The 26806-nt window shown below is 63.3% G+C and carries 21 protein-coding genes, 4 other RNA genes and 6 pseudogenes; 14 read left to right on the forward strand and 17 right to left on the reverse strand.

Annotation, left to right across the window (positions count from 1 at the left end; all coding sequences use genetic code 11):
• Positions 1–37 precede the first annotated feature (37 nt).
• Positions 38–2071: a type III secretion system effector XopF1 gene (gene xopF1, locus J5I97_RS13395; RefSeq protein WP_208587045.1), complete on the reverse strand. Its 2034-nt coding sequence runs from the start codon at positions 2069–2071 to the stop codon at positions 38–40.
• A complete protein-coding gene (gene hap3, locus J5I97_RS13400) occupies positions 2068–2514 on the reverse strand; it encodes an Hpa3 family type III secretion system protein (protein WP_208587047.1) in 447 nt (148 codons plus the stop codon). The genes xopF1 and hap3 overlap by 4 nt, the downstream gene beginning before the upstream one ends.
• A 354-nt stretch (positions 2515–2868) precedes the next feature.
• Between hap3 and J5I97_RS13405 the strand changes: the two are divergent.
• The 3 genes and pseudogenes from J5I97_RS13405 to J5I97_RS13415 form a co-directional block, all read left to right on the forward strand.
• A pseudogene (locus J5I97_RS13405) lies at positions 2869–3315 on the forward strand (DUF4442 domain-containing protein); the annotation flags it as partial.
• Between the two features lie 186 nt (positions 3316–3501).
• The gene (locus J5I97_RS13410; protein ID WP_208591740.1) at positions 3502–3744 is read left to right on the forward strand and encodes a DUF378 domain-containing protein; all 243 of its coding nucleotides are present in this window, start codon (positions 3502–3504) and stop codon (positions 3742–3744) included.
• Positions 3745–3881: 137 nt separating this feature from the next.
• Entirely contained in the window at positions 3882–4787 is a 906-nt protein-coding gene (locus tag J5I97_RS13415; protein WP_208587048.1) for a peptidylprolyl isomerase, read from the forward strand.
• A gap of 109 nt (positions 4788–4896) precedes the next feature.
• Here J5I97_RS13415 and J5I97_RS13420 read toward each other — a convergent pair.
• Positions 4897–4973: non-coding RNA, sX9 sRNA (locus J5I97_RS13420), on the reverse strand.
• 88 nt (positions 4974–5061) lie between these two features.
• Here J5I97_RS13420 and J5I97_RS13425 point away from each other — a divergent pair.
• A pseudogene (locus tag J5I97_RS13425) lies at positions 5062–5241 on the forward strand (LysR substrate-binding domain-containing protein); the annotation flags it as partial.
• 75 nt (positions 5242–5316) lie between these two features.
• Positions 5317–5610, forward strand: a complete 294-nt coding sequence (locus J5I97_RS13430; RefSeq protein WP_208587049.1) for a hypothetical protein — start codon at positions 5317–5319, stop codon at positions 5608–5610.
• Between the two features lie 160 nt (positions 5611–5770).
• On the opposite strand, the gene J5I97_RS13435 is transcribed toward J5I97_RS13430, so the two are convergent.
• A non-coding RNA gene (locus J5I97_RS13435) (sX9 sRNA) lies at positions 5771–5848 on the reverse strand.
• 129 nt (positions 5849–5977) lie between these two features.
• On the opposite strand from J5I97_RS13435, the gene J5I97_RS13440 reads away from it, so the two are divergent.
• Positions 5978–7786, forward strand: coding sequence for a DUF885 domain-containing protein (locus J5I97_RS13440; protein ID WP_208587050.1), 1809 nt, complete (start codon positions 5978–5980; stop codon positions 7784–7786).
• A gap of 255 nt (positions 7787–8041) precedes the next feature.
• Here the strand turns inward: J5I97_RS13440 and J5I97_RS13445 are convergent, their stop codons facing one another.
• The 4 genes and pseudogenes from J5I97_RS13445 to J5I97_RS13460 form a co-directional block, all read right to left on the reverse strand.
• On the reverse strand, positions 8042–9874 hold the full coding sequence (locus J5I97_RS13445; protein WP_208587051.1) for an ABC transporter ATP-binding protein: 1833 nt from the start codon (positions 9872–9874) through the stop codon (positions 8042–8044).
• A 100-nt stretch (positions 9875–9974) separates the two neighbouring features.
• Positions 9975–10156: pseudogene (locus J5I97_RS13450) on the reverse strand (efflux transporter outer membrane subunit); the annotation flags it as partial.
• A gap of 84 nt (positions 10157–10240) precedes the next feature.
• Positions 10241–11500 carry a cation:proton antiporter gene (locus tag J5I97_RS13455; RefSeq protein WP_208591741.1) on the reverse strand — a complete coding sequence of 420 codons (1260 nt, stop codon included), beginning with the start codon at positions 11498–11500 and terminating at the stop codon, positions 10241–10243.
• A gap of 79 nt (positions 11501–11579) precedes the next feature.
• A pseudogene (locus J5I97_RS13460) lies at positions 11580–11798 on the reverse strand (DUF3471 domain-containing protein); the annotation flags it as partial.
• Positions 11799–11924: 126 nt separating this feature from the next.
• On the opposite strand from J5I97_RS13460, the gene J5I97_RS13465 reads away from it, so the two are divergent.
• Both J5I97_RS13465 and J5I97_RS13470 read left to right on the forward strand, forming a co-directional pair.
• Positions 11925–12758: a DUF72 domain-containing protein gene (locus tag J5I97_RS13465; RefSeq protein ID WP_208587052.1), complete on the forward strand. Its 834-nt coding sequence runs from the start codon at positions 11925–11927 to the stop codon at positions 12756–12758.
• Between the two features lie 161 nt (positions 12759–12919).
• Positions 12920–13867: a DMT family transporter gene (locus J5I97_RS13470; protein WP_208587053.1), complete on the forward strand. Its 948-nt coding sequence runs from the start codon at positions 12920–12922 to the stop codon at positions 13865–13867.
• Between the two features lie 306 nt (positions 13868–14173).
• On the opposite strand, the gene J5I97_RS13475 is transcribed toward J5I97_RS13470, so the two are convergent.
• The 4 genes from J5I97_RS13475 to J5I97_RS13490 all read right to left on the reverse strand — a co-directional run bounded on the left by J5I97_RS13475 (position 14174) and on the right by J5I97_RS13490 (position 18664).
• Positions 14174–15310, reverse strand: a complete 1137-nt coding sequence (locus tag J5I97_RS13475) for a GGDEF domain-containing protein (protein ID WP_208587054.1) — start codon at positions 15308–15310, stop codon at positions 14174–14176.
• Positions 15311–15369: 59 nt separating this feature from the next.
• Entirely contained in the window at positions 15370–16092 is a 723-nt protein-coding gene (locus tag J5I97_RS13480) for a pseudouridine synthase (RefSeq protein ID WP_208587055.1), read from the reverse strand.
• Positions 16093–16117: 25 nt separating this feature from the next.
• Positions 16118–16193, reverse strand: a non-coding RNA gene (locus J5I97_RS13485) — sX9 sRNA.
• Between the two features lie 62 nt (positions 16194–16255).
• The gene (locus J5I97_RS13490; protein ID WP_208587057.1) at positions 16256–18664 is read right to left on the reverse strand and encodes a putative bifunctional diguanylate cyclase/phosphodiesterase; all 2409 of its coding nucleotides are present in this window, start codon (positions 18662–18664) and stop codon (positions 16256–16258) included.
• A gap of 327 nt (positions 18665–18991) precedes the next feature.
• Between J5I97_RS13490 and J5I97_RS13495 the strand changes: the two genes are divergently transcribed.
• A non-coding RNA gene (locus J5I97_RS13495) (sX9 sRNA) lies at positions 18992–19067 on the forward strand.
• A gap of 4 nt (positions 19068–19071) precedes the next feature.
• Here the strand turns inward: J5I97_RS13495 and J5I97_RS13500 are convergent.
• Positions 19072–20994 carry a DEAD/DEAH box helicase gene (locus J5I97_RS13500; protein ID WP_208587059.1) on the reverse strand — a complete coding sequence of 641 codons (1923 nt, stop codon included), beginning with the start codon at positions 20992–20994 and terminating at the stop codon, positions 19072–19074.
• A gap of 531 nt (positions 20995–21525) precedes the next feature.
• Here J5I97_RS13500 and J5I97_RS13505 point away from each other — a divergent pair.
• Positions 21526–21768 carry an RNA-binding S4 domain-containing protein gene (locus tag J5I97_RS13505; protein WP_208587061.1) on the forward strand — a complete coding sequence of 81 codons (243 nt, stop codon included), beginning with the start codon at positions 21526–21528 and terminating at the stop codon, positions 21766–21768.
• Positions 21765–22071, forward strand: a pseudogene (locus J5I97_RS13510) (hypothetical protein). Before J5I97_RS13505 ends, J5I97_RS13510 begins: the two are co-directional and overlap by 4 nt.
• A gap of 346 nt (positions 22072–22417) precedes the next feature.
• Here the strand turns inward: J5I97_RS13510 and J5I97_RS13515 are convergent.
• The 3 genes from J5I97_RS13515 to J5I97_RS13525 all read right to left on the reverse strand — a co-directional run bounded on the left by J5I97_RS13515 (position 22418) and on the right by J5I97_RS13525 (position 23774).
• Positions 22418–22819, reverse strand: coding sequence for an MAPEG family protein (locus tag J5I97_RS13515; protein WP_208587063.1), 402 nt, complete (start codon positions 22817–22819; stop codon positions 22418–22420).
• A 25-nt stretch (positions 22820–22844) separates the two neighbouring features.
• Positions 22845–23360 (reverse strand): DUF4019 domain-containing protein, encoded by a 516-nt coding sequence (locus J5I97_RS13520; protein WP_208587065.1) that lies wholly within the window; start codon positions 23358–23360, stop codon positions 22845–22847.
• Positions 23361–23525: 165 nt separating this feature from the next.
• The gene (locus J5I97_RS13525; RefSeq protein ID WP_208587067.1) at positions 23526–23774 is read right to left on the reverse strand and encodes a hypothetical protein; all 249 of its coding nucleotides are present in this window, start codon (positions 23772–23774) and stop codon (positions 23526–23528) included.
• Between the two features lie 490 nt (positions 23775–24264).
• Between J5I97_RS13525 and J5I97_RS13530 the strand changes: the two are divergent.
• The 3 genes and pseudogenes from J5I97_RS13530 to J5I97_RS13540 form a co-directional block, all read left to right on the forward strand.
• A pseudogene (locus J5I97_RS13530) lies at positions 24265–24604 on the forward strand (DNA-3-methyladenine glycosylase 2 family protein); the annotation flags it as partial.
• Positions 24601–25146: a methylated-DNA--[protein]-cysteine S-methyltransferase gene (locus tag J5I97_RS13535; RefSeq protein ID WP_208587068.1), complete on the forward strand. Its 546-nt coding sequence runs from the start codon at positions 24601–24603 to the stop codon at positions 25144–25146. The pseudogene J5I97_RS13530 and the gene J5I97_RS13535, both read left to right, overlap by 4 nt.
• Positions 25147–25182: 36 nt before the next feature.
• Entirely contained in the window at positions 25183–26664 is a 1482-nt protein-coding gene (locus J5I97_RS13540; RefSeq protein WP_208587071.1) for an ectonucleotide pyrophosphatase/phosphodiesterase, read from the forward strand.
• Here J5I97_RS13540 and J5I97_RS13545 read toward each other — a convergent pair.
• A complete protein-coding gene (locus tag J5I97_RS13545; RefSeq protein ID WP_208587072.1) occupies positions 26609–26791 on the reverse strand; it encodes a 30S ribosomal protein THX in 183 nt (60 codons plus the stop codon). The genes J5I97_RS13540 and J5I97_RS13545 overlap by 56 nt on opposite strands.
• Between the last annotated feature and the right edge of the window lie 15 nt (positions 26792–26806).

Below are 26806 nucleotides of genomic sequence, written 5' to 3' on the forward strand. Positions count from 1 at the left end.
TACACGGTGCGTGCGCGCACTACGCAGGATCAGCCGCTCAGGGCCGGCCATTTTCCCACTGGCGAAGCTGCTCGCTATCGCGCAATGCACGCCTGAGCGCCTGCAATTGGGTCGCCAGTGTGCTGGTCAGTTCGCTGCGTGGTGCTTCGCTGTACATCTCCTCCCGCCCGGCCTGCAGCCGATCGCGCACGCTGTCGATGGTCGCGATCGAGACGGACTGCATGCCGATTTCTTCGCGCAGTTGCTCCAAGTCTTCCCGCAACTCCTCGGCATACGGCCCCGGTGCAGGCGCAGGAGGCCGCCCCTCCTCAACGGCGCGCGCAATCTCCGTCGCGGTCGGCGCCGAAAACATTGCGATCGCTTGGTCGATGGGTTCGGCCAACGCCTGAAGCGTGCGTGCGATGCTTCGTTGGTGATTGGCGGCTGCGACGGCGCGTTCCTGATCCAGTCGCGTGGCATGGCTTGTGTTGGTGCCGTTCTTGGCCTTGAGCGCACTCCAGACCGTATCGTTGAACACGGATTGCCCTGCCTGTTGCACGACCGTGGCGGTAGAGTTGAAAGCTTCTCCACGAACACGACCGCCTTCGTTTCCGCCACGCAACGGAGCGGCGAGCATTCTGCCTGTGGCAAGCGAAGCGAAATTGGCGATTATGTTGCTGGCCGCGTGACGGACAACCACATCACGCGCCGCAGTGGTCATCGCGTTGGTGGTGCTGAAGGCCTGCTTTGCCAATGCCAGCCCTTCCTTTCCGGTTTGCAGTAGATAAGTCGGGAAATGCACCGCATCGGACCACTGCACGGGTCGACGTGTCTTGTCCGGCAATGCCAGCGAAAACAGATTCAGCCGCTGCTGTCCACCGAGCAGGTCGGGCACGCTCATCTGGCCGGTGCGCGCAAGGGCCTTGCCGGTTTCAAGCAGCGCCTTCTGCACGACCCCTGCCCCGCCGCTGGCGAGTGCGCTCAACCCAAACTGCCCGGCTGGCGTGCGCGTCCCCGGATCGTCGGATGTCCGCCGCGCCGCGTTGAACCCTGCGCTGATGACCGGTTTGAGCAACAAGGTATCCAGCGATTTTTCGCCCAACGTCGATTGCCACTGGGCGATGCCCGCACGAAGATCGTAGGCCTGCGCTTTGAGCTCGGGAAGAGTTGGTGCGTTGCCTTCGCCGGGACGCGTGAAGCGCTTGCCTTCGTCGGTGATTTCCAGCAGGACCGGCGGTGGATCGGGCAGCAGAATCTTCGGATCGATGGCCTTGAACCGTGGCAGGTTGGCCACGCGCGCACGCCGATCCATCGCTGGCAATAGCAAGGTTTCACTGGTGAAGGACGCCAGCCCAGCGACAGTGCCGGACAATGTCAATCGACTCATGATTTCTGATCCAGGAATACGCATGCGGTCATAGGCGACACCCGCCGCGATACCGAACGGCGTACGCATCGCTCCCCTGATGAATGCTCTAAGGCACTCGTAAGCGATCGGCAACGCTGCCTTTGCGCCTGCCGCCTTCATATCGCCGACGACCTGGTATCCCGCATCCGGCCCGAACGCAGCGATGCGTTCCTGCAAGCGCGCGTCCGCCCATTCCAGATAGGCGGTCTCCAGCGCCCGCTGCTCCTGCGAGGGCTCTGCAAATAGCAGTTTGCCCAGGCAAGCACGTAGCTGCACCTTCAAATCATCGGCTGCCGACGACCTGCGATCGGCATAGGTCGCCGCAGCGGCAGGCACGTCCGAAATATCGCTTGCGCGCGCACTGTGGAGCGACAAATCAGTTTCGCGGTCACTGTGAAACACCGCATCCGTCACCTCCGAAGAACGTGGCGACTGCAAGGACTCCGAACGATGTGATGCACTATGCAGAAACTCGGCATGAGGTGCGTCCGTCATCGAGCGACGTGCAAACGACCGGGCACGGCCTCGCAACTGCGGACTCCGAGCAGACAAACCCTCCAGTGGCCCGGATGGCAACCGCGTATGTGGCGCTACGACTGCATCGTCTGCCTGCGTTGGCTGTGTGGGAGCCGGAGAAGCTCGACGGATGTCGGAAGAACTACCGATGTCGCATGCGATCTTCATCGGGCGACCTCGGTCGTTTTGTCGGCCTGCGTCACCAGTGCGTCCAGCGCGACACGTGCAACCGCCTGCCCGTGCTCCAGTGCGGCGGCCACGCCGTCTGGCGTACGCACGAGCAACAGCGGGCAGACGCATAGCAGGCCAAGATCCGACAGCGTGAGCCGCCAGCCGTACTCGGTCAGCAGTTGCTCCTGCAGCGCCAGCAGGGCCACCACCTCGTCACCACCGAGCTCACGTGCGGCCAGCGGCAGGATCACTTCCGGAAACGCCGTCAATTCGCCCTGCTGTATCTGCGTGTGGACGCGGCACAGCATGCCCGCAGGTCCAAGGATGGTTTCGCCCTCGCCAAGTCGCTGCGCCAGCTCGCCGGGCAATCCGAGACAAGCACCCAGGTTGATGAAAAACGCAGCGTTCGTTGTGTGATGATTTGCTGATTCCCACGTCATCTGAAAAGTGTCCCTTATAAAAAAAGCAGTAACTTTCTAATGCACCAATTCGGTGCATCACAGTGTCTGGATCGACACAGCTCCCTAGGCAGGACGCTGCGAATCACTGGCGCCGCACCCGAAGTAGGTGTGCTGGAAATCGCGCAATGGAGACCTGCGTCATGTGCCTTCTGCGTGCGCGCAAACAGCAGCTGCTTGGTCTGAAAATTTGGCGACGCAGGGCGAGCGCGCCTGTCTGTAGCGGCGCCCAGGCAAGCTCTCTCACCCGAGCAGCGCCAGGAAAGCGCCGAGCCCCGCTCCATACGCATGCCAATGCCGTACTCGATCCCCGCCCTGTCATGAAACCAAGCCTGCATGCGCGCTACGTTTTTCAAGTTCGGCCTCAACCTCTGTCCACCGTTTCTGGTCGCCGGCATCCACGTCACCGTGCTGTCGGCAAACTATCGCTTCGCGCGGTTGGAGCTGCGCCGGCGACCGTGGAATCGCAACTACGTCGGTAGCCATTTCGGCGGCAGTCTGTTTGCGATGACCGACCCGTTCTGGATGCTGCTGACCACCTACAACCTGGGCCGCGACTACTACGTGTGGGACAAAGCCTGCAGCATCGAATTCGTCAAATCCGGGCACGGCACGGTGAGCGCGGATTTCATCATCGAAGACAGCCTGCTCGCCGAATTGCGTCAGGCCACCGCCAGCGGCGAAAAACACCTGCGTTGGTTCGAAAACGCTTTGCACAACCGCGACGGTGAGGTCGTTGCGCGCGTGCGCAAGCAGTTGTACGTGAAACGCGAGCCGGCGCGGCGAGGCGCGCACCATCGATCTCTTGCGGCGCAGGCAATCGATGGCCCGACAGACAGATCGGTTCGATGCGCGTCCGCGCGATGTGATCGCCGTGTTTGCAACGCCGGCATCGCCAGGGCAATGCTCACGACACATTGCGTGCCCCATGCGGACTCTGGGGTTTCCCAACCCACATGGAATGATTTCATGAAAGCGATCAACCTCATCACTCTGGTGCTTCTTATCGTCGGTGGATTGAACTGGGGCCTGATCGGCCTGTTCCAGTTAGATCTGGTGGCCGCGTTGTTCGGCGGACAGGACGCCCCGTTGTCGCGTGTAGTCTATACGCTGGTCGGCATCTGCGCGCTGTGGCAGTTGGTCCCGCTGTTCCGCAACAACCACAGCGCCGCCGAGCATCACACCAGCCCGCACGTGCGCAATAACTCGTAAATGCGCAGCTGCGGCAGGTAGCCGACTGACCGCACGACGCCGGCGCATTGCGTCGGCGTCGTGCCATGTGGCGAGCATGCCTTGCGTCCGGGCGCGTGGTCGGAAAGAATCAGGCACCTCCTACGCTGGCTGTGTTCATGCTTCTGCGCACTGTTGCTTCCGCCTGCCTGCTCGCGCTGGTGTTACCCGGTACCGCGTACGCGGCCTATCGCAGCCCACAACAGATACTGGACAGCTCGCCGGCAAGCGCATGGCGCGTGCTCGACCCGGACCGCACGCTTTACATGGAGCTCGACGGCGGACGGGTAATCATCGAGCTGGCGCCGCAGTTCGCGCCCGAACATGTGGGCAACATCCGCACGCTAGCGCACGAGCGCTTCTGGGATGGGCTAAGCATCTATCGCTCGCAGGACAACTTCGTGGTGCAGTTCGGCGACCCCGATGGCAAAACGCCGGCCAAGACCAAGTCGCTGGGCTCAGCGAAGACACATCTGACGGCCGAATTCGAACGCGCATCGCAAGGCCTGGATTTCCAGCGCCTGCCCGATAGCGATGGCTGGGCGCCGCAGGTGGGCTTCGTCGATGGCTTCCCGGTGGGACGCGACAATGCCACCGGCAAGACCTGGCTTGCGCATTGCTACAGCACCCTGGGTGCGGCCCGCCAAAACGCCGAAGACAGCAGCATCGGCACCGAGTTGTATGTGGTCACCGGGCAGTCGCCGCGCCAGCTGGATCGCAACATCACCGTGGTCGGGCGCGTGGTCAAGGGCATGGAATTGCTCAGTGTGACTCCGCGCGGGCAGGATCCGATGGGCTTCTACCAAGACCCTGCGCAACGCGCGCCGATCCGCGCGATTCGATTGGCGAGCGAAGTGCCGCTGCCCGAGCGCACGCCACTGCAGCTGCTGCGCACCGACAGCCGGACTTTCCGTGATGTGGCCGAAGCACGCCGCAACCGCAAGGACGATTTCTACAAGCGCCCGGCCGGGCATATCGATCTGTGCAATGTGCCGCTGCCGGTGCGTGCGCCACCGGCGCATTGAGATCAGCATGCGTACTGACTCTGAAAGCCACGCTACCCAAGATCAGCACAGCGGCCAGCAGCATTGTCCAGGGTCGACCATGGGGCGAGCCACACATCTCACTTGGAGTAGCTGACAAAACGTAGCGAGCAGTCTCCAGGTGGGTGCGGATAGCGCGGAGGAATCGCCTTGTTACGACTGATATATGCCCATTCCGAGCAATGACCGCGCCCGCCTGGCGGTGAGCGCAGTAGTTTTGTTAGCCACTTTATGCCTCGATACAACGCTATGACCGGTACGTTTGCCCGGGCCAACGCTCAAGGCACGCGATGCCTACTACATCGTGCATCCCAGCCACCGCGCGCCCAGCTCAGCAGCAAGCGCGTTTATCGACTGGCTCAAGCGCAAGGCGCCGGAAGAGCGCACCCCGATGCCGGCACTGCCTGCGGAGTTGATCGCATTGCCTGCAAGCGAGACATCGGGTGAGCACCATCACCTCGTTTTGTCTTATCGATACCTAGGCTTTACGTCCCACCTTCAGGACATTCCCATGCCTACTCTTCGCATGCGTATCACCGGCACCGACGACCACGCGCGTGCCATCGCCAATCTGCTGCAGAGCATCGACGGCATCGAGCATGTGGAAGAAGTCGATGACCTGATGCCGCATCTGGACGACGACGATTCCAGCTCGGTCGGCCTGTCCGACGATGAGGGTCCGGGCAGCCACGAGTTCGAGGTGGAAGCAGGCAACGAAGCCACCGCTCAGAAAGTGCGCAATGCCGTACAGGAATTGGCGTTGCAGTTGGATGTGTTTGTGGAATACGACGTCGACGAAAGCTGAGCAGGCCTCGCGCTCGATGACACCGCGAAGAGATGCGTAGGCGGCTTCCGGTAGATGTGCCTGAGTTCAATGGCCTGCCGCCTGCCCTAGTCAGGCGGCAGGCGTGTTGCATCGCTTGCAACACGCATTCCCCGAACAACGCGCATCACCTAAAAAGTGTGGCTAACAAAATGTCGCGAACGGTCGCCGGATGGATATGGAAGGCACGCTCAGGAGCCGGAATATACGAATGACCGATGCCGCAACAAGTACCCGCCGCGCTCGCTTGAGCACGAGCGCAGTTACTCGATGGCAGGGTAAACCAGTGACGGATGCGTACCACCGCACAGTTGCCTATGCTGGCGGTTTGCCTCCATGAGGATCTACGATGTGTCAACGCCTGCTTGTCCTCGCCCTGCTCGCCGGTCTCAGTGCCTGCCAGCAGCAGCCCGAACCGCCGCGTGCCGGCACCACCGATGCCGCTGACGCCCAGGAAGCGCAGGGCCAGGACGCGCGCTTTGCGGCGTTGTCCAAGCGCGCGCTCGACACCTGGATGCAGCTGTCGCCGGTCACCGCTACCCAGACCGGCGATCATCGCTTCGACGCGCAGATCGATGACCTGAGCGCCACCGGTCGCCAGCGCAGCCTGGATGCCAGCAAGAAACTGCTGGCCGAACTGGATGCGATCGAGGTCGCCAAGCTGTCGCGCGAGAACCAGGTCGATGCGGCGATCCTGCGCAACCAGCTGCAATCGGAAATCTGGAACACCGAAGTCCTGCAAAGCTGGGCCTGGGACCCGCAGGTCTATAACAGCCTGGCAGGCAGCGCGCTGTACGGCCTGATGGCGCGCGAATTCGCGCCGCTGCCCGAGCGCCTGACCTCAGCCACGCAGCGCATGGAGGAGATTCCCAGCATCTTTGCGCAGGCGCGCGAAAACCTGGATCCGGCTCGCGTGCCGAAGATCCACGCCGAAACGGTGGCCAAACAGAACAAGGGCATCCTCAGCATCGTCGATACCTTCATCGCGCCCAACATCAGCCAGCTCGGCCTGATAGAAGCAGCGCGCGCACAGGCAGCCATCGACAATCTACGCAAGGCCGTGGCCGAGCAGCAGACCTGGCTGGACACCGTGCTGGTGCCCAATGCCAACGGCGAATTCCGCATCGGTGCGGAAAAATACGATCAGAAGCTGAAATTCGCGCTGCTATCGTCGCTGTCGCGTGCCGACATCAAGCAGCGCGCCGAGTCCGAACTCAAGCGCGTGCGCGGTGAGATGTACGCAATCGCGCGCACCGTGCTCAAGCACGCGCCCGGCGCACCGAAACTGCCCGCTGCGCCCAACGAGGACCAGCAGCAGGCCGCCATCGAAGCAGCGCTTGAGCTGGCCTATGCCGACAAGCCTGCACGCGACAAGGTGGCGGACGCTGCCAAGGCGGCACTGGCGCAATCCACCGAGTTCGTGCGCCAGAAGGATTTGATGACGCTGCCCGATTCGCCTGTGGACATCATTGCGATGCCGGAATTTCAGCGCGGCGTGGCAGTGGCGTATTGCGATTCGCCCGGCCCGCTCGACAAGAATCTGAAGACCTTCTACGCGGTGTCGCCGATTCCCGACGACTGGAACGACCAGCAGGTCGATTCGTTCCTGCGCGAATACAACAGCCGCATGATCCATCTGCTCAGTATCCACGAGGGCACCCCGGGCCACTATCTGGAAGGCTGGCACTCGGCCCAATTTCCTTCAACGCTGCGCGCGGTGCTGCGGTCGGGCATGTTCGTCGAAGGGTGGGCGGTGTACACCGAACGCATGATGCAAGAGCAAGGGTATCTGGATAACGACCCGCTGTTCCATCTGGTGCAGCTCAAGTTCTATCTGCGCACCATTGCCAACGCCATCCTCGACCAGGGGGTACATGTGGGCGGCTGGGATCGCGAAAAAGCGATGCACCTGATGACCCACGACACCTTCCAGCAGGAAAGCGAAGCCTCGGGCAAATGGGTGCGTGCGCAGTTGTCGTCCGCACAGCTGCCGACGTATTTCGTCGGCATGCAGGAACATCTGGATACACGTAAAGCGATGCAGGACAAGCTCGGCGACAAGTTCAACCTGAAGACGTATCACGACCAGATGCTGTCCTACGGCGCCCCACCGGTGCGTTTTGCGCGTGAGTTGATGCTGGATCAGCCGATTGAGTGAGTAATTTCTTCTCCCCTCGGGAGAAGGTGCTTCGAAGGGGCGGATGAGGGTGCGCCGCAAAGAGCTGTCAGTGCATGCAATGGCAAACGCGTCGCCACGCACCTTCAGACGTGAAGCGCCACCTGCTTCGCCGTACCCTCACCCCAAGCCCCTCTCCAGCAGGACAGGGGCTTGCTGCGGTGATCCTTGCGATTTTCCAAGCAGGCTTCAAACCCGCAATCTCCAGTCGCGCCGTGCTCAAACGCAGCCTTCCCGTCACCTATCCGCCGCGACAAATCCACCGGTCTGCCGCGCCCACAGCCGCGCATACAGCCCGCCCTGCGCGATCAGTTCCGCATGCGTGCCGGTTTCGACGATGCGTCCGGCGTCCATCACCACCAGCCGATCCATGCGCGCGATAGTCGAGAGGCGGTGAGCGATCGCGATGACGGTCTTGTTGCCCATCAAGGCATCCAGGCTGTCCTGGATCGCTGCTTCCACTTCAGAATCCAGCGCCGATGTGGCTTCGTCCAGAATCAAAATCGGTGCGTCCTTGAGTAAGACGCGCGCAATCGCAATGCGCTGACGCTGACCACCAGACAGCTTGACCCCGCGCTCGCCCACATACGCATCGAAACCGCGCCGCCCTTCGCCATCCACCAGCGTGTCGATAAAGCTGTCGGCACGCGCCTTGCGCACGGCTTCCAACATCTGCGCATCGGTCGCCTGCGGCCGACCGTACAGCAGGTTGTCGCGGATCGAACGATGCAATAGCGAGGTGTCCTGCGTCACCAGGCCGATCTGCCCGCGCAGGCTTTCCTGGGTGACCAGCGCAATGTCCTGCCCATCGATCAAGATGCGCCCCTGCTCCAGGTCGTACAGCCGTAACATCACGTTGACCAGCGTCGATTTGCCCGCACCCGATGGCCCGACCAGGCCGATCTTCTCGCCTGCACGCACTTGCAGATCCATCCCGGCAATCACGCCACCGCATTTGCCGTAGTGGAAATGAATGTGCTCGAACCGCACCTGCCCTTGCGTCACCTGCAACGGCACCGCATTCGGCGCGTCTTGTACCTGCACCGGCTGTGAGATGGTCTGCATGCCGTCCTGCACGCTGCCGATGTCTTCAAAGATGCCGTTGACCGTCCACATGATCCATCCGGACATGTTGTGGATGCGGATTACCAACCCGGTCGCCAGCGTGATCGCGCCCACGCTGATCTGGCCACGGCTCCACAGCCACAACGCCAGTCCGCAGGTCCCCACGATCAGAAAGCCATTGGCCACCGCAATGGCGGTGTCCATCGCGGTGGTCACGCGCGTCTGCCCGCGATGCTTGACCGCCAGCTCGTCGATCGCATCGCGCACGTAGGCTTCCTCGCGGCCGGCATGGGCAAACAGCTTGAGCGTTGAGATATTGGTGTAGCCGTCGACGATGCGACCGGTCGCCTTGGAGCGTGCATCCGATGCGATCCACGCGCGCACCTTCATGCGCGGCACGAAGAACGCCATCAGCCCGACATACACCACCAGCCAGATCAACAGCGGCACCATCAACCATGGGTCGGCCTGTGCGAACAACCACAGGGCGCTACCGGTGTAGACCACGATGTACCAGAGCGCATCGACCATCTGCACCGCCGATTCGCGAAGCGACGTGCCGGTCTGCATCACACGATTGGCGATGCGCCCGGCAAAATCGTTGTTGAAAAACCCCAGACTCTGGCGCACCACGTAGTTGTGCATCAGCCAACGCGAGCGGTTGCTCAAGCCCGGCACGATCGCCTGATTGACCAGCAGATTGTGCAGACCGGTAAACACTGGTCGCGCCACAAGAGTGATCAGCGCCATCCACGCCAGTGCGCTGGCATGGCGATGGAAGAACTCCGGTCCCGGTCGCTCGGCCAGCATGTCGACGATGCGGCCGAGGAAGTCGAACATCGCCACTTCCACCAAGGCCAGCAGCAGCCCGGCGACCAGTGTGGCCAGCAGGATCGGCCACAGCGGCCGCAGGTAATGTAGATAGAACCGCCACACGCTACGTGGCGGCATTTCCTGCTCGATCGGCGGAAAGATATCGATCAGGGATTCGAACCAGCGGAACATTGCAGACACTTTGGGAAAACCGGGAGGTCAGGCTAGCCGATCGGGCGTCAAGACGCAGTGGCGTTGGCGCCAAATAGCCGCGTCAGCAAGCGCGTGGCATGTGCACTGCGGAAAACAAACCGTTCAATCCGTTGCTGGCGGTTCCCACGTTGCTGCGCAGGGTGATCGGCGAAAAAACGCCGCACGCGCCGCGCCGATATCGGCATTGGCTGCGCGTAACTTACACTCGGCCTGCCGGATACCCGGTCGCTGCAACAACAGCGGCGCATCCAACGCACGCCACGGGCACTCGAGGCCCGCCGCGACGGCAAGCAGCGTGCAGATCACGCTCGGCCTCGCTACCGAATCAGCTGCATGCAGTCAACGCTACTGTAGACTCGGCACCGCATCGGTCACGTTGGCGTGGCGACGCATGATCCAGTTGAACAGCGGCGTAGCCATCAGCGTGGACAGGATCGCCATCAGCACCAGCACCGAGAACAGGCCTTGGTCGATCACACCGGCCTGCAAGCCGATATTGATGATGATCAGCTCCATCAAGCCGCGTGCATTCATCAGCGAACCAATCGCCATCGCATCGCGGTTGTTCTCGCCGGTAGCACGCGCCGCGGCCCAGCACGCCACGCCCTTGCCGATGAACGATGCGGCCAGAATCGCCACGCCGGCCAGCATGATCTGCGGCTGCAGCAACACGCTGAGCTGGGTCTTCAGACCCGAATAAGTGAAGAACAGCGGCAGCAACAACACCACCACAAACGGCTGCATCATCTCGCGCAGCTTTTCGGTCAACGCGCCCCTGGGCAGGCAAACACCGAGCAGGAAGCCGCCGAACACTGCATGGATACCGATCGCATCCATCGCCCATGCGCTGAGGCAGAACAGTATCAGGATCACCGCCAATACGCTGTTGCTCAGCGGCTGGTCCGGGACGACGTAGTTGGCCAGACGGCGCAGCAAATGGCGGCCAACAAAGACCATAAACAACGCGTAGCCGACGCCACCGCCGATGGCCAGATAGGCGTTGCCCCAACTGCCGCCGAAGCTGGCCAATACTACAGCCAGAATGCACCACGCCGCCGCATCGTCGAACGCACCGGCAGTCAACGCCAGCGTCCCCAGCGGGCTATTGGTCAGACCGCGCTCGTGGATGATGCGCGCCAGCATCGGGAACGCAGTGATCGCGATCGCCGCACCCAAAAACAGCGACGCTTCCATGAGCTTGGCTTTTTCCGAGAACAGGCCATCCACGTCGATCAGCCACGGACACATGGCAAATGCCAAGGCGAACGGCACCGCGATTCCGGCCATCGACACGCTCATCGCACTGCGATAGCGCGCGCGGAAGTGCTCGCCCCGGAAATCGGTGCCGACCAGAAACATGTACAGGCCCACGCCGAACTGCGCGAACACGTACAGCATATCCATGGTCTGCTTGGGGAACAGCGACGCCTGCCACTGCGGCAGCAGCAGGCCGAACAACGAAGGCCCCAGCATCACGCCGGCGATCATCTCGCCAACCACTTGCGGCTGCCCAATGCGCTTGGCCAGCATGCCCACCAGCCGGCAAACCAGCAGGATGGTTGCGGCCTGCAAAAAAAAGTACATCGACATCTGCGCAGTGGTCATGCGTTCGGCAACATCCTTGAGAAGTGCGCGGATCATAACGACCCGTGCCGGTGGACGATAGCCATCGTGCAACTGGCATGTCGGTCAGCGGCGAGAGCGACTCCATGCGCATCTCGCCAACCGCACCGTCCCAAGTCAGCGCGAAATTGACGAAAGCATCGGCATTCAACGAGCGATCGTCCCAGCGCACGATGAAGGTATCGTGCTGCCAATGCTCCATCGTGCCGAGCAATTGGGCGGTCTTGGAAAACTGCAAGCGCAGGCGCTTGCAGTCCTGGCCGATCACCACATTGCCGTATCAGGGCAGGGGTCGCCGCAGCTCGCCGCACAAACCGGCGAGGCTATGATCGGCGTTCACCAGTTGAAATCAGCTGGAGATGAAGCGCAATGGTGCGTCCCGCCCCTGCCAGCGAGTCTCATTGCCATGATTGATCTATTCGCTTGCACCCCGCCCGCGCTCGATGGCATCCACGTCGGCATCGGCGGTTGGGTGTATGCGCCTTGGCGCGCGGGCATGTTCTATCCAGAAGACCTGGTGCAGCGCCGGGAGCTGGAATACGCAAGCCGCCACGTCACCGCTATCGAGATCAACGGAACGTATTATGGTGCGCAAAAACCAGCCACTTACGCGAAGTGGCGCGATGAAGTACCTCCTGGATTCGTATTCTCGGCAAAGGCCCCGCGCCGCATTACCCAGTCGCGCACGCTGGCCGGCACCAAGGCGCAGGTGGAGGACTTTATCGGCAGTATTGTCGAGCTCGGCCAAACCCTGGGGCCGTTGGTGTGGCAATTCGAGCAAGGGCATCGCCTGCAGACCGACGACCTGGATGAGTTCTTATCGCTGCTGCCCAGGCGGGCGGGCCATCGTGCGCTGCGCCATGTGCTGGAAATTCGTGACCACGATGCAGTGGATGCCTCACTAGTGGCGATGGTGCGCCGCCACGGTGTGACTACGGTCTTCACCGATTCGGAGAAGCATCCATCTTTTGCCGATCTTTCCACCGAGGTTGTTTACGCACGCTTGATGCGCAGCCAGGCACAGCTACATGCGGGTTACCCGGCGCCAGCACTGGCACGCTGGGCCGAGCGTATCCAGGCCTGGCGGCGCGGCGAGGACCCGGCTGACCTTCCGCATGTGGACGCGGCTACGCGAGTTGCAAGGACGCCGCGCGAGGTATTTGTATTCTTCATCAGTGCCGCGAAGGAGCGTAATCCGGCAGCGGCGATGGCATTGTTACAGGGGTTGAGTTCGCGCTAGCAAGGCGGTGCATAGCGCCGGATAACGATAAGGCGGAGTCAAGAATGCTGACCGCCGTTCCCCTCAACCCACCCCATCTCCCTATGAAGAGGAACGAGGTCCAGGCGGGAAAGGGGCGTTTGAAGCGCGAATCGGCTGCGGCTTTTCAGCGACAATGGCGCATGCCCACGACCGTTCTGCGCAAGGCGCAACTGCAAATCCATTTCTGCGTCCTGCTCTGGGGCATCACCGCGATCCTGGGCAAGCTGATCACGCTGCAAGCATTGCCGCTGGTGTGGTGGCGCATGTTGATCGTGGTGGTGGCGCTGGCGTTGTTGCCGCGGGTGTGGCGCGGCTTGCGTGGTTTGTCCGGGCAGGTGGTGCTGGGTTATTGCGGCATCGGCGCGTTGGTGGCATTGCACTGGCTGACCTTCTACGGCGCGATCAAGCTGGCCAATGCCTCGGTGGCGGCGACCTGCATCGCATTGGCGCCGGTGTTCACTGCAACGATCGAGCCATGGGTGACGCAGCGACCGTTCCGTCCGCGCGAATTGCTGTTCGGGCTGGCGGTGTTGCCCGGCGTGGCGCTGGTGGTCGGCGGGGTGCCGGACGGCATGCGCGCCGGCGTGGTGCTCGGTGCGATTTCGGCGGTATTGGTCGGGCTGTTCGGCTCACTGAATAAACGCATGGTGGCGCATGCCGATCCGCTCACCGTCACCGCGTTGGAACTCGGCGCCGGCACACTGACCTTGACCCTGCTCGCACCGGCGATGTCGTTGCTGTTGCCGTCGTTGCATGGCGATCCGTTGATCATTCCCAGCCTGCATGACAGCGCGTTGTTGCTGCTGCTGTCGCTGGCCTGCACCTTGTTGCCATTTGCATTGGCACTAGTGGCGCTGCGCCACCTCAGCGCCTACTCGGTGCAGTTGGTGACCAATCTCGAGCCGGTCTACGCCATCGTTCTGGCCATTGCATTGCTCGGCGAGCAACGCGAACTGACGTTGCAGTTCTATCTCGGCATGACGATCATTCTCGGCGCGGTATTTCTGCATCCGGTACTCGAACGCCGGCGCAAAGTGGTGCGCCCGGAACTGCTCGGCACAGCCGAGGCAAAAAACATCGTCGAGTAAACCACAGATCGGCCGCACGCACGCGCAACATCCTTATGCAGCAGTGACCCAGGGCACCACCGCTTTACGGCTGTGCGGGTGCGGGTGCGGGTGCGGTTGTGGATCCGGCAGTGGCCAATCGATCTGGCGCACGCAGGCAAGCCTACCCTAAAGCCCGAATGACACCACTAGCGGCATGCGTCAGCTGGGTTGTGCACAACGCAGAGCACCGTAGTGGTCCAATAGCACACTTGCCGCATCACGCAGCAACCGCGCGCGCCAGGCAGCTGCGCAATCGTTGCCAATCAATGCAAACCAGCCCGGCACCTACGCCAACGCCACCACCTGATCCCGCCCACCGCGCTTGGCCGCATACAAGGCCTGATCGGCACGCTTGATCACCGCCTCCACACTCTCTTGCGGATGCAAGGTGGCCACGCCAATGCTCACCGTCACCGTCACCGGCAACGCGATCGTCATCACCGCCACGCTTTGCCGCAGATACTCGCATTGCACGCGCGCCTGCAGCAGATCCACGTTAGGCAACAGCAGCACGAATTCCTCCCCGCCATAACGTGCGATCGTGCCGGCACCGGCGACATGCGCGCGCAGCAACGTCGACAGTTCGCGCAACACCATATCGCCCTGGTCGTGCCCATGCACGTCGTTGACGATCTTGAAATGATCGACATCCAGCAGCGCCAGCGACAACGGCTGATCTGCCGCCCGCGTCTGTTCGGTGGCTGCCGCCAATGCCACTGCAAACGCGCGCCGGTTGGGCAAGCCGGTCAATGGATCGGTGCGGGTTTGCTCGACCAGATCGGCGTTCACCGCATCCATCGCCGCGTAATAACCAGCCATCTGCCCTTCGTACCAATCGCGCTCGTGCAGTTGCTGGCGCAGCCGCTTGCCGGCCAGACGCAGTTCCAGCAAATGCGAGGCCTGCCGCGATAAGGCCTGCAGGGCTTCGCGCTGCTCGTCGCGCAAATGCGCCGGGGTCTGGTCGAACACGCACAACGAACCCAGCGCCATGCCTTCGCTGGTCACCAGCGGCGCACCGGCATAGAAGCGCACGCCAGCGCTGCCGGTGACCATCGGATTGTCGTGGAAGCGAGGGTCGAGCAAGGTGTCCTCGACCATCAGCACTTCGCCCGGGCGCAGAATCGCATGCGCACAGAACGAGATATCGCGCGGCGCTTCACCGCGCAGCGCACCATGTGCAGACTTGAGCCACTGGCGATCTTGGTCCACCAGCACTACGGCCGCCATCTGCGTCTCGCACAGCGTAGAGGCGATCATGGCCAGATCGTCGAATGCACTTTCGGCCGGCGAATCCAGCACCTCGTACTGACGCAAGACGGCCAGCCGCTCGGCTTCGTTGCTCGGCAATTCCGGTTTGATCACTGCCCGCACCCGCTTGCTGTTATGGGGGAAAGTATGCCGTAGCTCAAGAGCCGCAACCATCGGGATCCTACCGACGCCCAATGCCGGGCGCGCGGCCGTCCAAACCAGCGTCGGCTGCCTTACCAGTCGGTGCGCTGCGGCAGCAATCCACACAGTTCCGCATCGCTGAGGTTGCGCCATTGCCCTGGTTTGAGTGCGACCAATTTGATGTTGTCGATGCGCACCCGGCGCAACTGGGTCACGCGGTAGCCGAATTCGGCAGCCATCAGGCGGATCTGCCGATTCAAGCCCTGCTCCAGCACGATGCGGAAGCCGAACTTGGCGATCCGCGCAGTGCGGCACGGCAGCGTGGTCTCGTTGTGGATGCGCACGCCGCGCGCCATGCCACGCAGAAATTGGTCAGTCACCGGCTTGTTGACTGCCACCAGGTATTCCTTCTGGTGACGATTTTCTGCGCGCAAAATCTCATTGACGATATTGCCGTTGCTGGTCATCAGAATCAGCCCCTCGGAGTCCTTGTCGAGCCGGCCGATCGGGAAGATGCGCTGCTGGTGCCCGACGAATTGGACAATATTGCCCTTGACCGAACTTTCGGTGGTGCAGGTGATGCCGACCGGCTTGTTGAGCGCGATGTACACGTGTCGGCGCCCGCCGGGTTTGCTGGCGATGCGCCTGCGCAGCGGCTGGCCATCCACCAGCACGGTGTCTTCCTCGCCCACTACCGCGCCGGTGTCGGCAGGCACGCCATTGACGGTCACCCTCCGTTGGCCGATCAGGCGATCGGCCTCGCGGCGTGAGCAAAAGCCGGTGTCGGCGATGTATTTGTTGAGTCGAGTCGTCATCTGCCGATTATCGGCGATTTAGAGTGGCCAACAATAACGACGGCGCAGACGCCAGGTGGGTGCGAACGGCGCGGAGGAAGCTCAGTGTACGAGTGGTACATGCCAATTCCGAGCACCGGCCGCGCCCGCCTGGCGTCTGCGCCGTCGTTATTGTCGGTCGCTCTTATCCAGACACCACTACCAACGGCTGCGGCATGCGTAGCAAATCATCCAGCGGACACGGGCGATGCAGGCTGAAGCCTTGCACCTGACCCACCCCGGCATCGCGCAAACCGGGGATGTCCGCTTCCGATTCCACGCCTTCGGCCACCACCTCAATCCCCAGCGCCAGGCCCACCTGCGCGATCGAATGCACCGCCGCGCGATCCACCGCGTCGTGCGCGTAATTGCGTACGAAGCCGCAGTCGATCTTCAGCACATCCACGGTGAACTGCTTGAGATAGCCGAACGAGGCAAGGCCGCTGCCGAAATCGTCCAGCGCCACATGGCAGCCACGCGCACGCACGCTCTGCACGAAGCGCTGCGCCTGTTCTAGATTGCCGATGAACGCAGTCTCGGTGATCTCCATGCACAGCTTGGGCACCAGCGTGGGGTAGCGCTCGAACAAGGCACACACAAAGTCGAGAAAATCCGGCTGCGCGATCGATTGCGCCGACAGATTGACGTGGCACAGTGCCAGCCTCGCCACATGCAGCGGGTTGGCCGCCAACTGCGCGCACAAGGTTTCCAGCACGTGCACATCGACCATGCGACCCAAGCCATAGCGCTCCACCGCAGGCAGAAATTCGCCAGGGCTCAACACACGTCCGTCGCGCGCGCGCATGCGCACCAGCACTTCGTATTGCAGACGTCCGGGGTCGCTCAACACCTGGATTTTCTGCGCGTACAACAGCAAGCGGTCTTCGGCGATGGACTGCTGCACTGCGCTGATCCAGCCACCGTCGTTGCGGCGGCGCGCCAATGCCAAATCGTTTTCGTCGAAACAGCGAATGCGGTTGCGGCCTTCTTCCTTGGCCGCATAACAGGCCAGATCGGCGGCGGTCATCAAGGTGTTGAGATCGCTGGCCCCCTGGCGGATTTCCACCACGCCGAAGCTGCAACTGGGCGTCAGCGGCTTGCCGCCCTGATGGCTCCACGGCTGTCCGAGCACGCCGTGCATGTGCGTGAGCAAGGCCTGCGCCTGCAGTAGATCGGTGTTGGCCAGCAGAATCGCGAACTCGTCGCCGCCCAGCCGCCCCAGCCAATCGCCGGGGCGCAACTGCATGGTGATCACATCGGCGAAGTGGCACAGGAATTTGTCGCCGACCGCATGCCCGAAGGTGTCGTTGACCAGTTTGAAATGATCCAGATCGACAAAGCACAGCGCATGGCACAGCTGCGGCGATTGGGGCGGCTCGATCAGGCACAGCAATCTGCGTTCGATCTCGCCACGATTGATCAACCCGGTCAAGGCATCGTGGCGCGCGTGGAAGGCCACTTCGTCGGCCAGCTCGTGCGCATGCGAGACATCTTCGATCACCGCCAGCACCAGGGTCGGTTCTTCCGGACCGGGCTCCATCAGCGAGGCGCTCCAGCGGCCCCACATCACCTCACCGTCTGCATGCAGAAAGCGCAGCTCGGCGGACTGCAGCAACGTCGGCCAATCGATCATACCGCGGCTGTCCAGCACGATATCGTCCGGATGCATCAACTCGGCCAGCGTGCAGGCCTGCAGTTCTTCCGGCCGGTAGCGCAGGATATTGGCCATCGACGCGTTGGCATCGAGCACGCGTCCGCGCAGATCGAACTTGACCATGCCAAGCGCCGCCTGCTGAAACGCGGTGCGGAAACGGCCCTCGTGCGAGAGCAGATAATCGCGGATGCGCCGCATCGCCAGCACGCAGGTGGTCAGCACCAGCAGCAAGGTGACCAGGCTGCAAACCACCATCACATCGTGCAGCAGGCGCGCGCAGCGGCTCAGCAGCACCAGGAACTGCTCTGCATCTCCGCGCATGCGGCCATCCAACAGATACAGTTCATGGCGCAAAGCCTGCAGCGCGCGCGGGTCGGGGTTGGCGGTGGCCTGCACGGAGGCGGCACGGTCGACCAATGCACTCAGTTGCAGAATGCTGGCGTCGGTATGCTTCCAAAGCGCGATCGCTTCGCCAAGAAACGGAAATTCCCGGCCATAGCGATAGAGCCGCACCATTTGCGGCATATCTTGACGGGCATTGCGGCCGGCGTTCAGGCCGGCGTAGACCTCATCCCAGTCGATTACCGGCTGTTCGACGGCCATGCGCGCCGAGCGATCGCCCAGAGGCACTTCCAGCGCACGGCAAGCGGCTTGCAGATCGGCTGGATCGCCACTACCCAGGTAACGCTCCATCCAATACACCGACTCCTGCTGGGCATTGGACCAGTGGCTTTGGCCGACGATCCAGGCGGTGGCCCCGGATTGAATCTCGATCAGCAACGCGGACACCACTGCCATGCCGATGGCAATGCCGATCAAAAGCGCCAGAGGAAGCGTCAACCAGCCGCGCACCATGTGCATGGTCTGCCCACTGCTTGTGCCGCGTGCTGCCTGCGCCATTGCCATCCCATCCCTCACCGCCCCAGTGCGATTCAGGCGCCCAGTGAGCGCCTGGAGATAGTAGCGGCAGCAAAGGCCGAGTCTGTATGGCAGCACCCGCCTGGCAGGGCGCCGGTCAGGTTAGTCGCACTGACTGACGACGCACTGCCGTCAATTCCCCAAAGGGGCCGCATGCTTCGCCGGCATCGCATGCTCTAGTACATTGCGATACTAGGCACCGACGACATCGGCCTGAGCGCGGCGCAGCCGCTGCGAGCCGCGCTTAGAACGGCTAACAAAACGACCGCCCTCACCGCCAGGCGGGCGCGGTCGGTGCTTGGAATCGGCATGTACCATGCGTACACTGCGGTTCCTCCGCGCCGTCCGCACCCACCCGACGACTGCTCGCTACGTTTTGTTAGCCGCGCTTACTCGCCGCGTGGCTTGGGCGCCGCCTTGCGATGCGGTGCGCCGGCGCGGTCCATCGGACGGCCCGGGCCGTTTGGACGACCGGACGGCTTGCCACCACGCGGGAAGCGCAGCTTGGACGGCGACGCCGACGCCTCGCCTTCTTCCAGCTTACGCATGTTCAGCTGCTGACCGGACACCCAGACCTTCTTCAGGTGCGTTAGTAGTTCGCGCGGCATGTCGGCCGGCAGATCCAGAATCGAGTAATCGTCCTGGATGTCGATCCGGCCGATGTAGCGGCTTTCCAGACCGGCTTCGTTGGCGATCGCGCCGACGATATTGGCCGGCTTCACGCCGTGGGTGTGGCCTACGTCGATGCGGTAGCTCTCCATGCCGAACTCCGGCTCGCCCCGCGGGGCGACCGGGTCGCGGCGAGGACGCTCGGCGCCGCCGTCATCGGCAAACGCCGGACGCTCGGCACGCGGCGGACGCGCAGCGCGCTCGCCGCCGGCACGCGGGCCACGCTCGAACTTGGGCTCGAATCGCGGACGCTCGCCACGATCACCACGCTCGTTGCGCTCACGCGGCGCAAATTCTTCGCGCGCACCGCGTACCGGTGGAGTCAGCAGGAACGGCGAATCGCCTTGCAGCAACCTGGCCATGGCCGCGGCGATATCGATCGCCGGCACGTTGTTTTCGGTCTCGTAGCGCTGCAGCAGGTCGCGATACATCTCGATCTGGCCACCGGCCAGTGTCTCGGTGATGCGGGCCATGAAACGCGCCACGCGCGTGTCGTTGACTGCATCCACACTCGGCAGCTGCATTTCTTCGATCGGCTGGCGGGTGGCGCGCTCGATCGAACGCAGCATGCCCTTCTCGCGCGGGGTGACGAACAGGATCGCATCGCCGTTGCGGCCGGCACGCCCGGTGCGACCGATGCGGTGCACGTAGCTTTCGGTGTCGTACGGGATGTCGTAATTCAGCACGTGACTGACGCGCTCAACGTCCAGACCGCGCGCGGCCACGTCGGTGGCGACCAGGATGTCCAGCTTGCCGTCCTTGAGCTGGGCGATGGTCTTCTCGCGGGCGGCCTGCTGCATGTCGCCATTGATGGCGGCCGCTGCCAGACCGCGCGCCTGCAGCTTCTGCGCCAGCTCTTCGGTACCGGCCTTGGTGCGCGCGAAGATGATCATGCCGTCGAACGGCTCGACCTCCAGAATGCGGGTCAACGCATCCAGCTTGTGCAGCCCGCTTACCCACCAGTAGCGCTGGCGGATGTTGGCCGAGGTCGTGGTCTTGGCCGCGATGGTGACTTCGGCCGGGTCCTTCAGATAGGTCTGGGCGATACGACGGATCGCCGGCGGCATGGTTGCCGAGAACAGCGCAACCTGGCGCTTTTCCGGCAACTTCTTTAGCACCGCTTCAACGTCGTCGATGAAGCCCATGCGCAGCATTTCGTCGGCTTCGTCCAACACCAGCGTCTTGAGCTGGGACAGATCGAGCGTGCCGCGATCCAGGTGATCGATCACGCGGCCGGGCGTACCGACCACGACATGCACGCCGCGCTTGAGCGCGCTCAGCTGCTGGGCATAGGGCTGGCCACCGTAGACCGGCAGCACGCGGAAGCCGGGAATGGCTTCGGCATATTTCTGGAACGCCTCGGCGACCTGGATGGCCAGTTCGCGGGTCGGTGCCAGCACCAGCGCCTGCGGCTTGAGCTGGCTGAGGTCGGCATTGGACAGCACCGGCAACGCAAACGCAGCGGTCTTGCCGGTACCGGTCTGGGCCTGGCCGAGTACGTCGCGACCGGCCAGCAGCGCGGGAATGGTGGCAGCCTGGATCGGCGACGGGGACTCGTAGCCAACGTTGGCTACTGCCTTCATCACAGCGTCAGAGAGGCCGAGGTCTGCAAACAGCAGCGGCGCGGGAGATTCTTTGGACATTGGTAACTCCGGAGGCGCCGCACGGAGCCGGCAGGCGCAAAGCCGCATAGTGTGCCTGCTCAGCCCCCCTGCTGTCGAAATTTCGGTGATAGTCCGTTCACTTTGCTCGCTCAAGCCAACCGTCCTGGCGAGCCGCCCGATCCACCTGCCCGGCCGGAGCCATGCCCCTGGGCACAGACCTGCAGACCCGAGTCATCGCCCTACTGCAGCAACAACTCTGCATCTTATTGAAAGGGCGCGGCCGGCAATTGCCGCGGCCGCGCCGGCCGCGCAGCACTGGCGCAGCAGATCGCCACGCCGCTATGGCGGGCATTTCCGAATTACGACCCGCGCCGGGGCTTGTCTACCTGGATGTAGCCGATCGCATCGAACGCCGCGATCCGCCAGTTGCGCGGGCCAGCGACCGCCGGGGAATGCTGGCAGCGCAGCTGCGTTGGTTGATGCTGTTTCGCATAACGAACGGACAAGGCGCAATGGTATTGCCTGCTGCTCAAGACAGATAATCACCATACCTCCATTACCGAGCGCACCATGCAAATCCTGGAATTCGACCTGGACGGCGAGTACATCGAACTCAACCAGCTGCTCAAGCTGACCGGCAGCGCCGACAGCGGCGGCCAGGGCAAGGCGATCGTCGCCAGCGGTGCGGTCAGCGTCGACGGTGTGCAGGAGCTGCGCAAGACTGCCAAGATCCGCGCCGGTCAACGCGTGCAGATGGACGATGTGGAGATTCGCGTGCTGGCGCTGGATCCAGACGCTGAGCCCAGCGAATGAAGGTCGTGGAGATCGGCCAATGTAACGTGGCGCCGTTTGAGGAAGACCCGGATCACGATGTCTATTTGTAATTTTTCGATTGCGATCGATTCGGCGCAGCCGTTCCGGTTCGAGCAGTCCATTCGCGGCGGCTGCAGCATGCTGGCGTTGCACGAGCTGGAAACCTGGCGCGGCGACTGTCGCGCAGATGCGAGCAAGGCCGGCTGCGCCTGGGTGACCCCATTGCTCGACGAGGCATTGCGCAGCGGCCATGCAAAGACGGCAATCGATGCGATCGTGGCGCGAGTGAACGTGCCGGCCTGAGTACAGCGTGGGCTGGCGTCGTGATCTCGGTCGACAAAGACCGCCGATCCTAAGAGCGGCTAACAAAACGTAGCGAGCAGCTCCGATGCGCACGCCCGTAGCCTTGCAACAGCGGCACACCTTCAATATGGCGCCTGGGCAGCCGCTGCATCACGTACACCCTCACCCTCGGCCAAGCCCCCCAGGCTCTGCCAACCCGAAGGCGAATCCGGCGATTGGGCGCCAGCCAGCCCAGATCGCCTGTAATGCGTGCGGGCACGGCAAGGACACGATCGAGCGCTGCGTATGCGCGCGCGCGTCGGGCATTCGTGGGTTGCGCCCCCTGTTGCGCATCACCCGCATTACATCACCAACCCAGCAGTGCCCGCAGCAGCTTGACGATGCCCCAAAACGACACCACCCAGATCGCGCTGCGCAGGTAGGGAATGCCCGCCGAATACACCGGCACATAGGCCACCCGCGCCCACAGGTAAAGCTGCACGCCGAGCGCAGTGTCTGCACTCGTGCGTCCGGCAACACTCACCGCCAAAACGGCAGCGGCGAAGATCGGAAAGGTTTCCAGGTAATTGCGCAATGCACGCTCCAGTCGCGCGGCAACGCCGGTGAGCGGTCTGGTCTCATTATCGCGTGCGCTGGCATTCCATTTGATGCCGCGCTGGGCGGTCGTGCTGGCCGAGGCGGCCAGCAATTGCACCACTCCAAGCACCATGGCCCAGCCCAGCATCTGCAGTTCGGTCGTCAGTTCCACGCACCTCTCCTGGTTGGGGGCAGCATCACTTGATCGACGTGCGCAGGCTGTAGCCGGCAAGCCGCCAAGTCTTGTCTTCATCCAGACGGAACGACACCAGCTCGCGCACCGGCTGTTGTGCCTTGGCGAAGCGGGTCGGGAAGCTGACGTTGATGTACAGACCTTCGGGTACCTGCGCACCGGGGGCGTACTTTACCCGCGTCACCGAGCCCTGCCCGCGCCCGACCACTGCACCAAGCCGAGCACGCTCGGCGCCGATCTGGCTGACGAAGACGTCGCGCTTGACCGCAGTCTTGGCCACGGCGGAGGCACCATCCCACAGCGAGGCGACCTGATTGGCATCGACCAGTTGCGCCACGCGCAACGCGGCCTGGGTCATCTCGGTGTTCTGCTTGGTAAACTGCGCCTGCTGCGCCTGGCTGGCGATCGACGCTGCAGGCGCTAGTGCATCACCAGCCGGACGCGCCGCGCTCTGCGTCTGGTGTGCCAAGACCAACGAGGGAACCAACAGCAGCCCAGCAAGCAAACCAGGACGGGACATTGAGCAGTGACCTCATGCTTAGCGAACAGATGGGAAACGCCGCACAGGTTGCGGCGGGCACTGCAGTTTAGAGCGGGTCAGGGATTTTCGAGCAACCTAAAGCGGTCTTGAGCACCGCTATGTCGGCGTGTCGCAGAACCGGCTCGCGGCACTCGGGCGGTAGACTCAGGGTTCTCCGGCAGGCGGTACCGTCACAACGCCACGCGGTCGCCATAGCCGCCAGCTGATCCACAGCGCGCGCGCGGTTGCCCCGATTAGCGCGATCAAGCTCAGCCAGACCGCCACGATGGCCGGCCACTGTACCCGCGTCGCTGCTGCGAGCGCCTGCAGGAGCTCGGCGACACCGAAGCCAACCAGTACCAGCAGTGCAGATGGCAAGTACGCCAACATAATTCCCTTGGTCTTCCCGATCATGCTGCCCCCCGGCTCCGTTACCTGCAGCGACAATAGGCAGCGCGCGGTGCGGTGTGTGTGAAGCTCAGTCGTCTCCCTGGCAAGCGCCGACGCCGGTGCGGCGGACGACTTGGATGCGGGCGCTGCCGCAGGCGCACTCGGCGGACGGTCGGCAGTGGCTGCCGCGTCCTGCTCGGACGTGAGCGTACTTACGCAGCTCCTCCATCGTCAGCAGACCCAGGCTGCTATTGGGCACGATCGGCAACCGCGGCCAGCCGCCACACCAACGCCGCAAAACCGGCGCCGGTCGCAGTGCCATCCGAAAACGGCCAGCCCGCAGTGCGGCGAGCGCATAGACTTGGCGCCATGCAGACCGCCACACCCGACCGAACCCAATGCGAGCGCGCCCGGTTGGCGCGCGATGCACGCTTCGATGGGTTGTTTTTTACCGCAATGCGCAGTACCGGCAGCGCGCGGAAGTGCCTGGCGGCGAACTCATGTTGCGGCTGAGCTGCCCCGCGCCCGCGCCGCCACTCTGCGCGCATTGGCCCTGGCTTGCGCGCAGAGCCGGCTGCAGTTCGGCGCAGGCCAGCGTCTGCCCGACTTCATCGCCGCCTGCACTGCATTGCCCGGCATCGGGCCGTGGACTGCGCGCTACGCGGCCATGCGCGCTGTCGCATCCTGATGCCTTTCCTGCCGGCGACCTGATCCTGCAACAGGTCCTCGGCACGCCAGAACGCCTGAGCGAACGCACCACCGACGCGCGCGCGCAGGCATGGCGACTGTGGTACGCCTACGCCGTGCTGCACCTGTGGCATCTCGCCGTCGATCGCAAGGACACCCGTTCATGAGCACGTTGCATTACGACACCTTTCCTTCACCGATCGGCGCACTCAGCGTGGCTGCCGACAACACAGGTGTGCACTACATCCTGTTCGCGCAGAACCGCTATGACGCGGTCGCCCGCGCGCGCTGGGTGCACGATCCCGACGCACCGCTGGTGTGCGAGGCACGCGAGCAATTGCTCGACTATCTGCATGGGGGGCGCCGTCGTTTCGATCTGCCGCTGGCACCGACCGGCACGCCGTTTCAACTTGAGGTCTGGCACATGCTTGCGCAGATTCGGTTCGGTCAAACCTGGAGTTATGCGCAACTTGCGCAGGCCGTAGGTCGACCCGCGGCCAGCCGCGCGGTCGGTGCCGCCAATGGTCGCAATCCGCTGCCGATCGTACTGCCTTGCCATCGCGTAATCGGCACCAATGGCGCGCTGACCGGCTTCGGTGGTGGTCTGCCGACCAAGCAAGCGTTGTTGCAGTTGGAAGGCTGGTCGCCGCGACACATCGCACGCGCCGACGACCTATCTGCCGACGTCTCCGCAACACGCACGTGCTGACTTCGCGACGTCATCGCTGCACCGTAAAGTGGCGGGATGATCGATCGACGTTTTGTGCTTGCCGCGGCGGCCATTGCCCTGCTCGCGGCCTGCAGCACCCACACACCTGCGCGCACTGCGCCATCGCAGTTGCCGACAGCCGCAGCGATGGCAGACGCTGTGCCCAGCGGCGCGCCGCACACCCTGCTGTTGATCTCCATCGACGGCCTGCGTGCAGACATGCTCGATCGCGGCATCACGCCCAACCTGTCGCAGCTCGCCCACGAGGGCGTGCGTGCGCTCTGGATGATGCCATCGTATCCATCGCTGACCTTTCCCAATCACTACACCCTGGTCACCGGCCTGCGCCCGGATCACCACGGCATCGTGCATAACAGCATGCGCGACTCGGCGCTGGGCCGCTTCTGGCTGAGCAAGCCCGAAGCGGTAGGCGATGCGCGCTGGTGGGGTGGCCAGCCGCTGTGGGTGGGCGTGGAAAAAGCCGAGCAGCATGCGGCGATCTGGTCGTGGCCCGGTAGCGAGGCGGCGATCCAGGGCATACGCCCCACCCATTGGCGCCACTACGAAGAGGGCACAGGTCTAGACGCGCGCGTGGACGAAGTGCTGGGCTGGCTCGATGCATCCGGCGCCAACACCAATCGCCTGGTAACGCTGTACTTCGAACATGTGGACCAGGCCGGCCACCACCACGGCCCGGAATCGCGCGAGTACGCCGACAGCGTACGGGCGGTGGATAGCGCGATCGGCCGGCTGCTGGCCGGCATGCAACGCCACGGCACGCGCGCGGGCACCAACATCATCGTGGTCTCCGACCATGGCATGGCCGAGGTGGCGCCGGGGCACGCGATCAGCCTGGAAGACATCGCGCCACCGAGCATCGCCACTGCAGTGACCGAAGGCCAGGTGATCGGTTTGGATCCGTTGCCTGGGCAGCAGGTACGCGCCGAAGCCAGCTTGCTGGGTGCGCACGCGCACTACGACTGCTGGCGCAAGACCCAGTTGCCTGCGCGCTGGCATTACGGCGCGCACCCGCGCATTCCGCCGATCGTGTGCCAGATGCACGAAGGCTGGGATGCGCTGTTTCCGGACAAACTGGCCAAGCGCCCACGCGCTCAGATGCGCGGCTCGCATGGCTTCGATCCGGCATTGCCGTCGATGCGCGCGGTGTTCCTGGCGCAAGGCCCGGATCTGGCGCAGGGCAAGATGTTGCCGGGCTTTGACAACGTCGACGTGTATGCCCTGATGACACGCCTGCTGGGCATTCCCGCCGCGCCCAACGATGGCAATCCAGCAACGCTGCTGCCGGCCTTGCGCGTGCCGCCGGCCAACACGGTGCCGGTTTCGGCTCCAGCCAATGCCGGCTCGTCGGCGTGGGCAAGCGCTCCATTGAGGTTGAAGATAGATCCGGACATAAAAAACGCGGCGCAAGCGCCGCGTTCTGATGTCGCCAAGCGGGCTGGGATCAGCCGGCCTTGGCAACGGTCTTCTTGGCTACAGCCTTCTTGGCCGGAGCCTTGACCACGCTCTTCTTGGTAACCGGGGCAGCTGCACCCACGACAACCTTGCTAACCGCATGCGATCGCGAATTGCCGTAGCTGGAATTGTAGCGCTTGCCCTTGGCGGTCTTGCGGTCACCCTTACCCATGTTCGTCGACTCCTG

Origin of the sequence: Xanthomonas fragariae, from assembly GCF_017603965.1 — a bacterium.
Classification (GTDB): domain Bacteria; phylum Pseudomonadota; class Gammaproteobacteria; order Xanthomonadales; family Xanthomonadaceae; genus Xanthomonas; species Xanthomonas fragariae_A.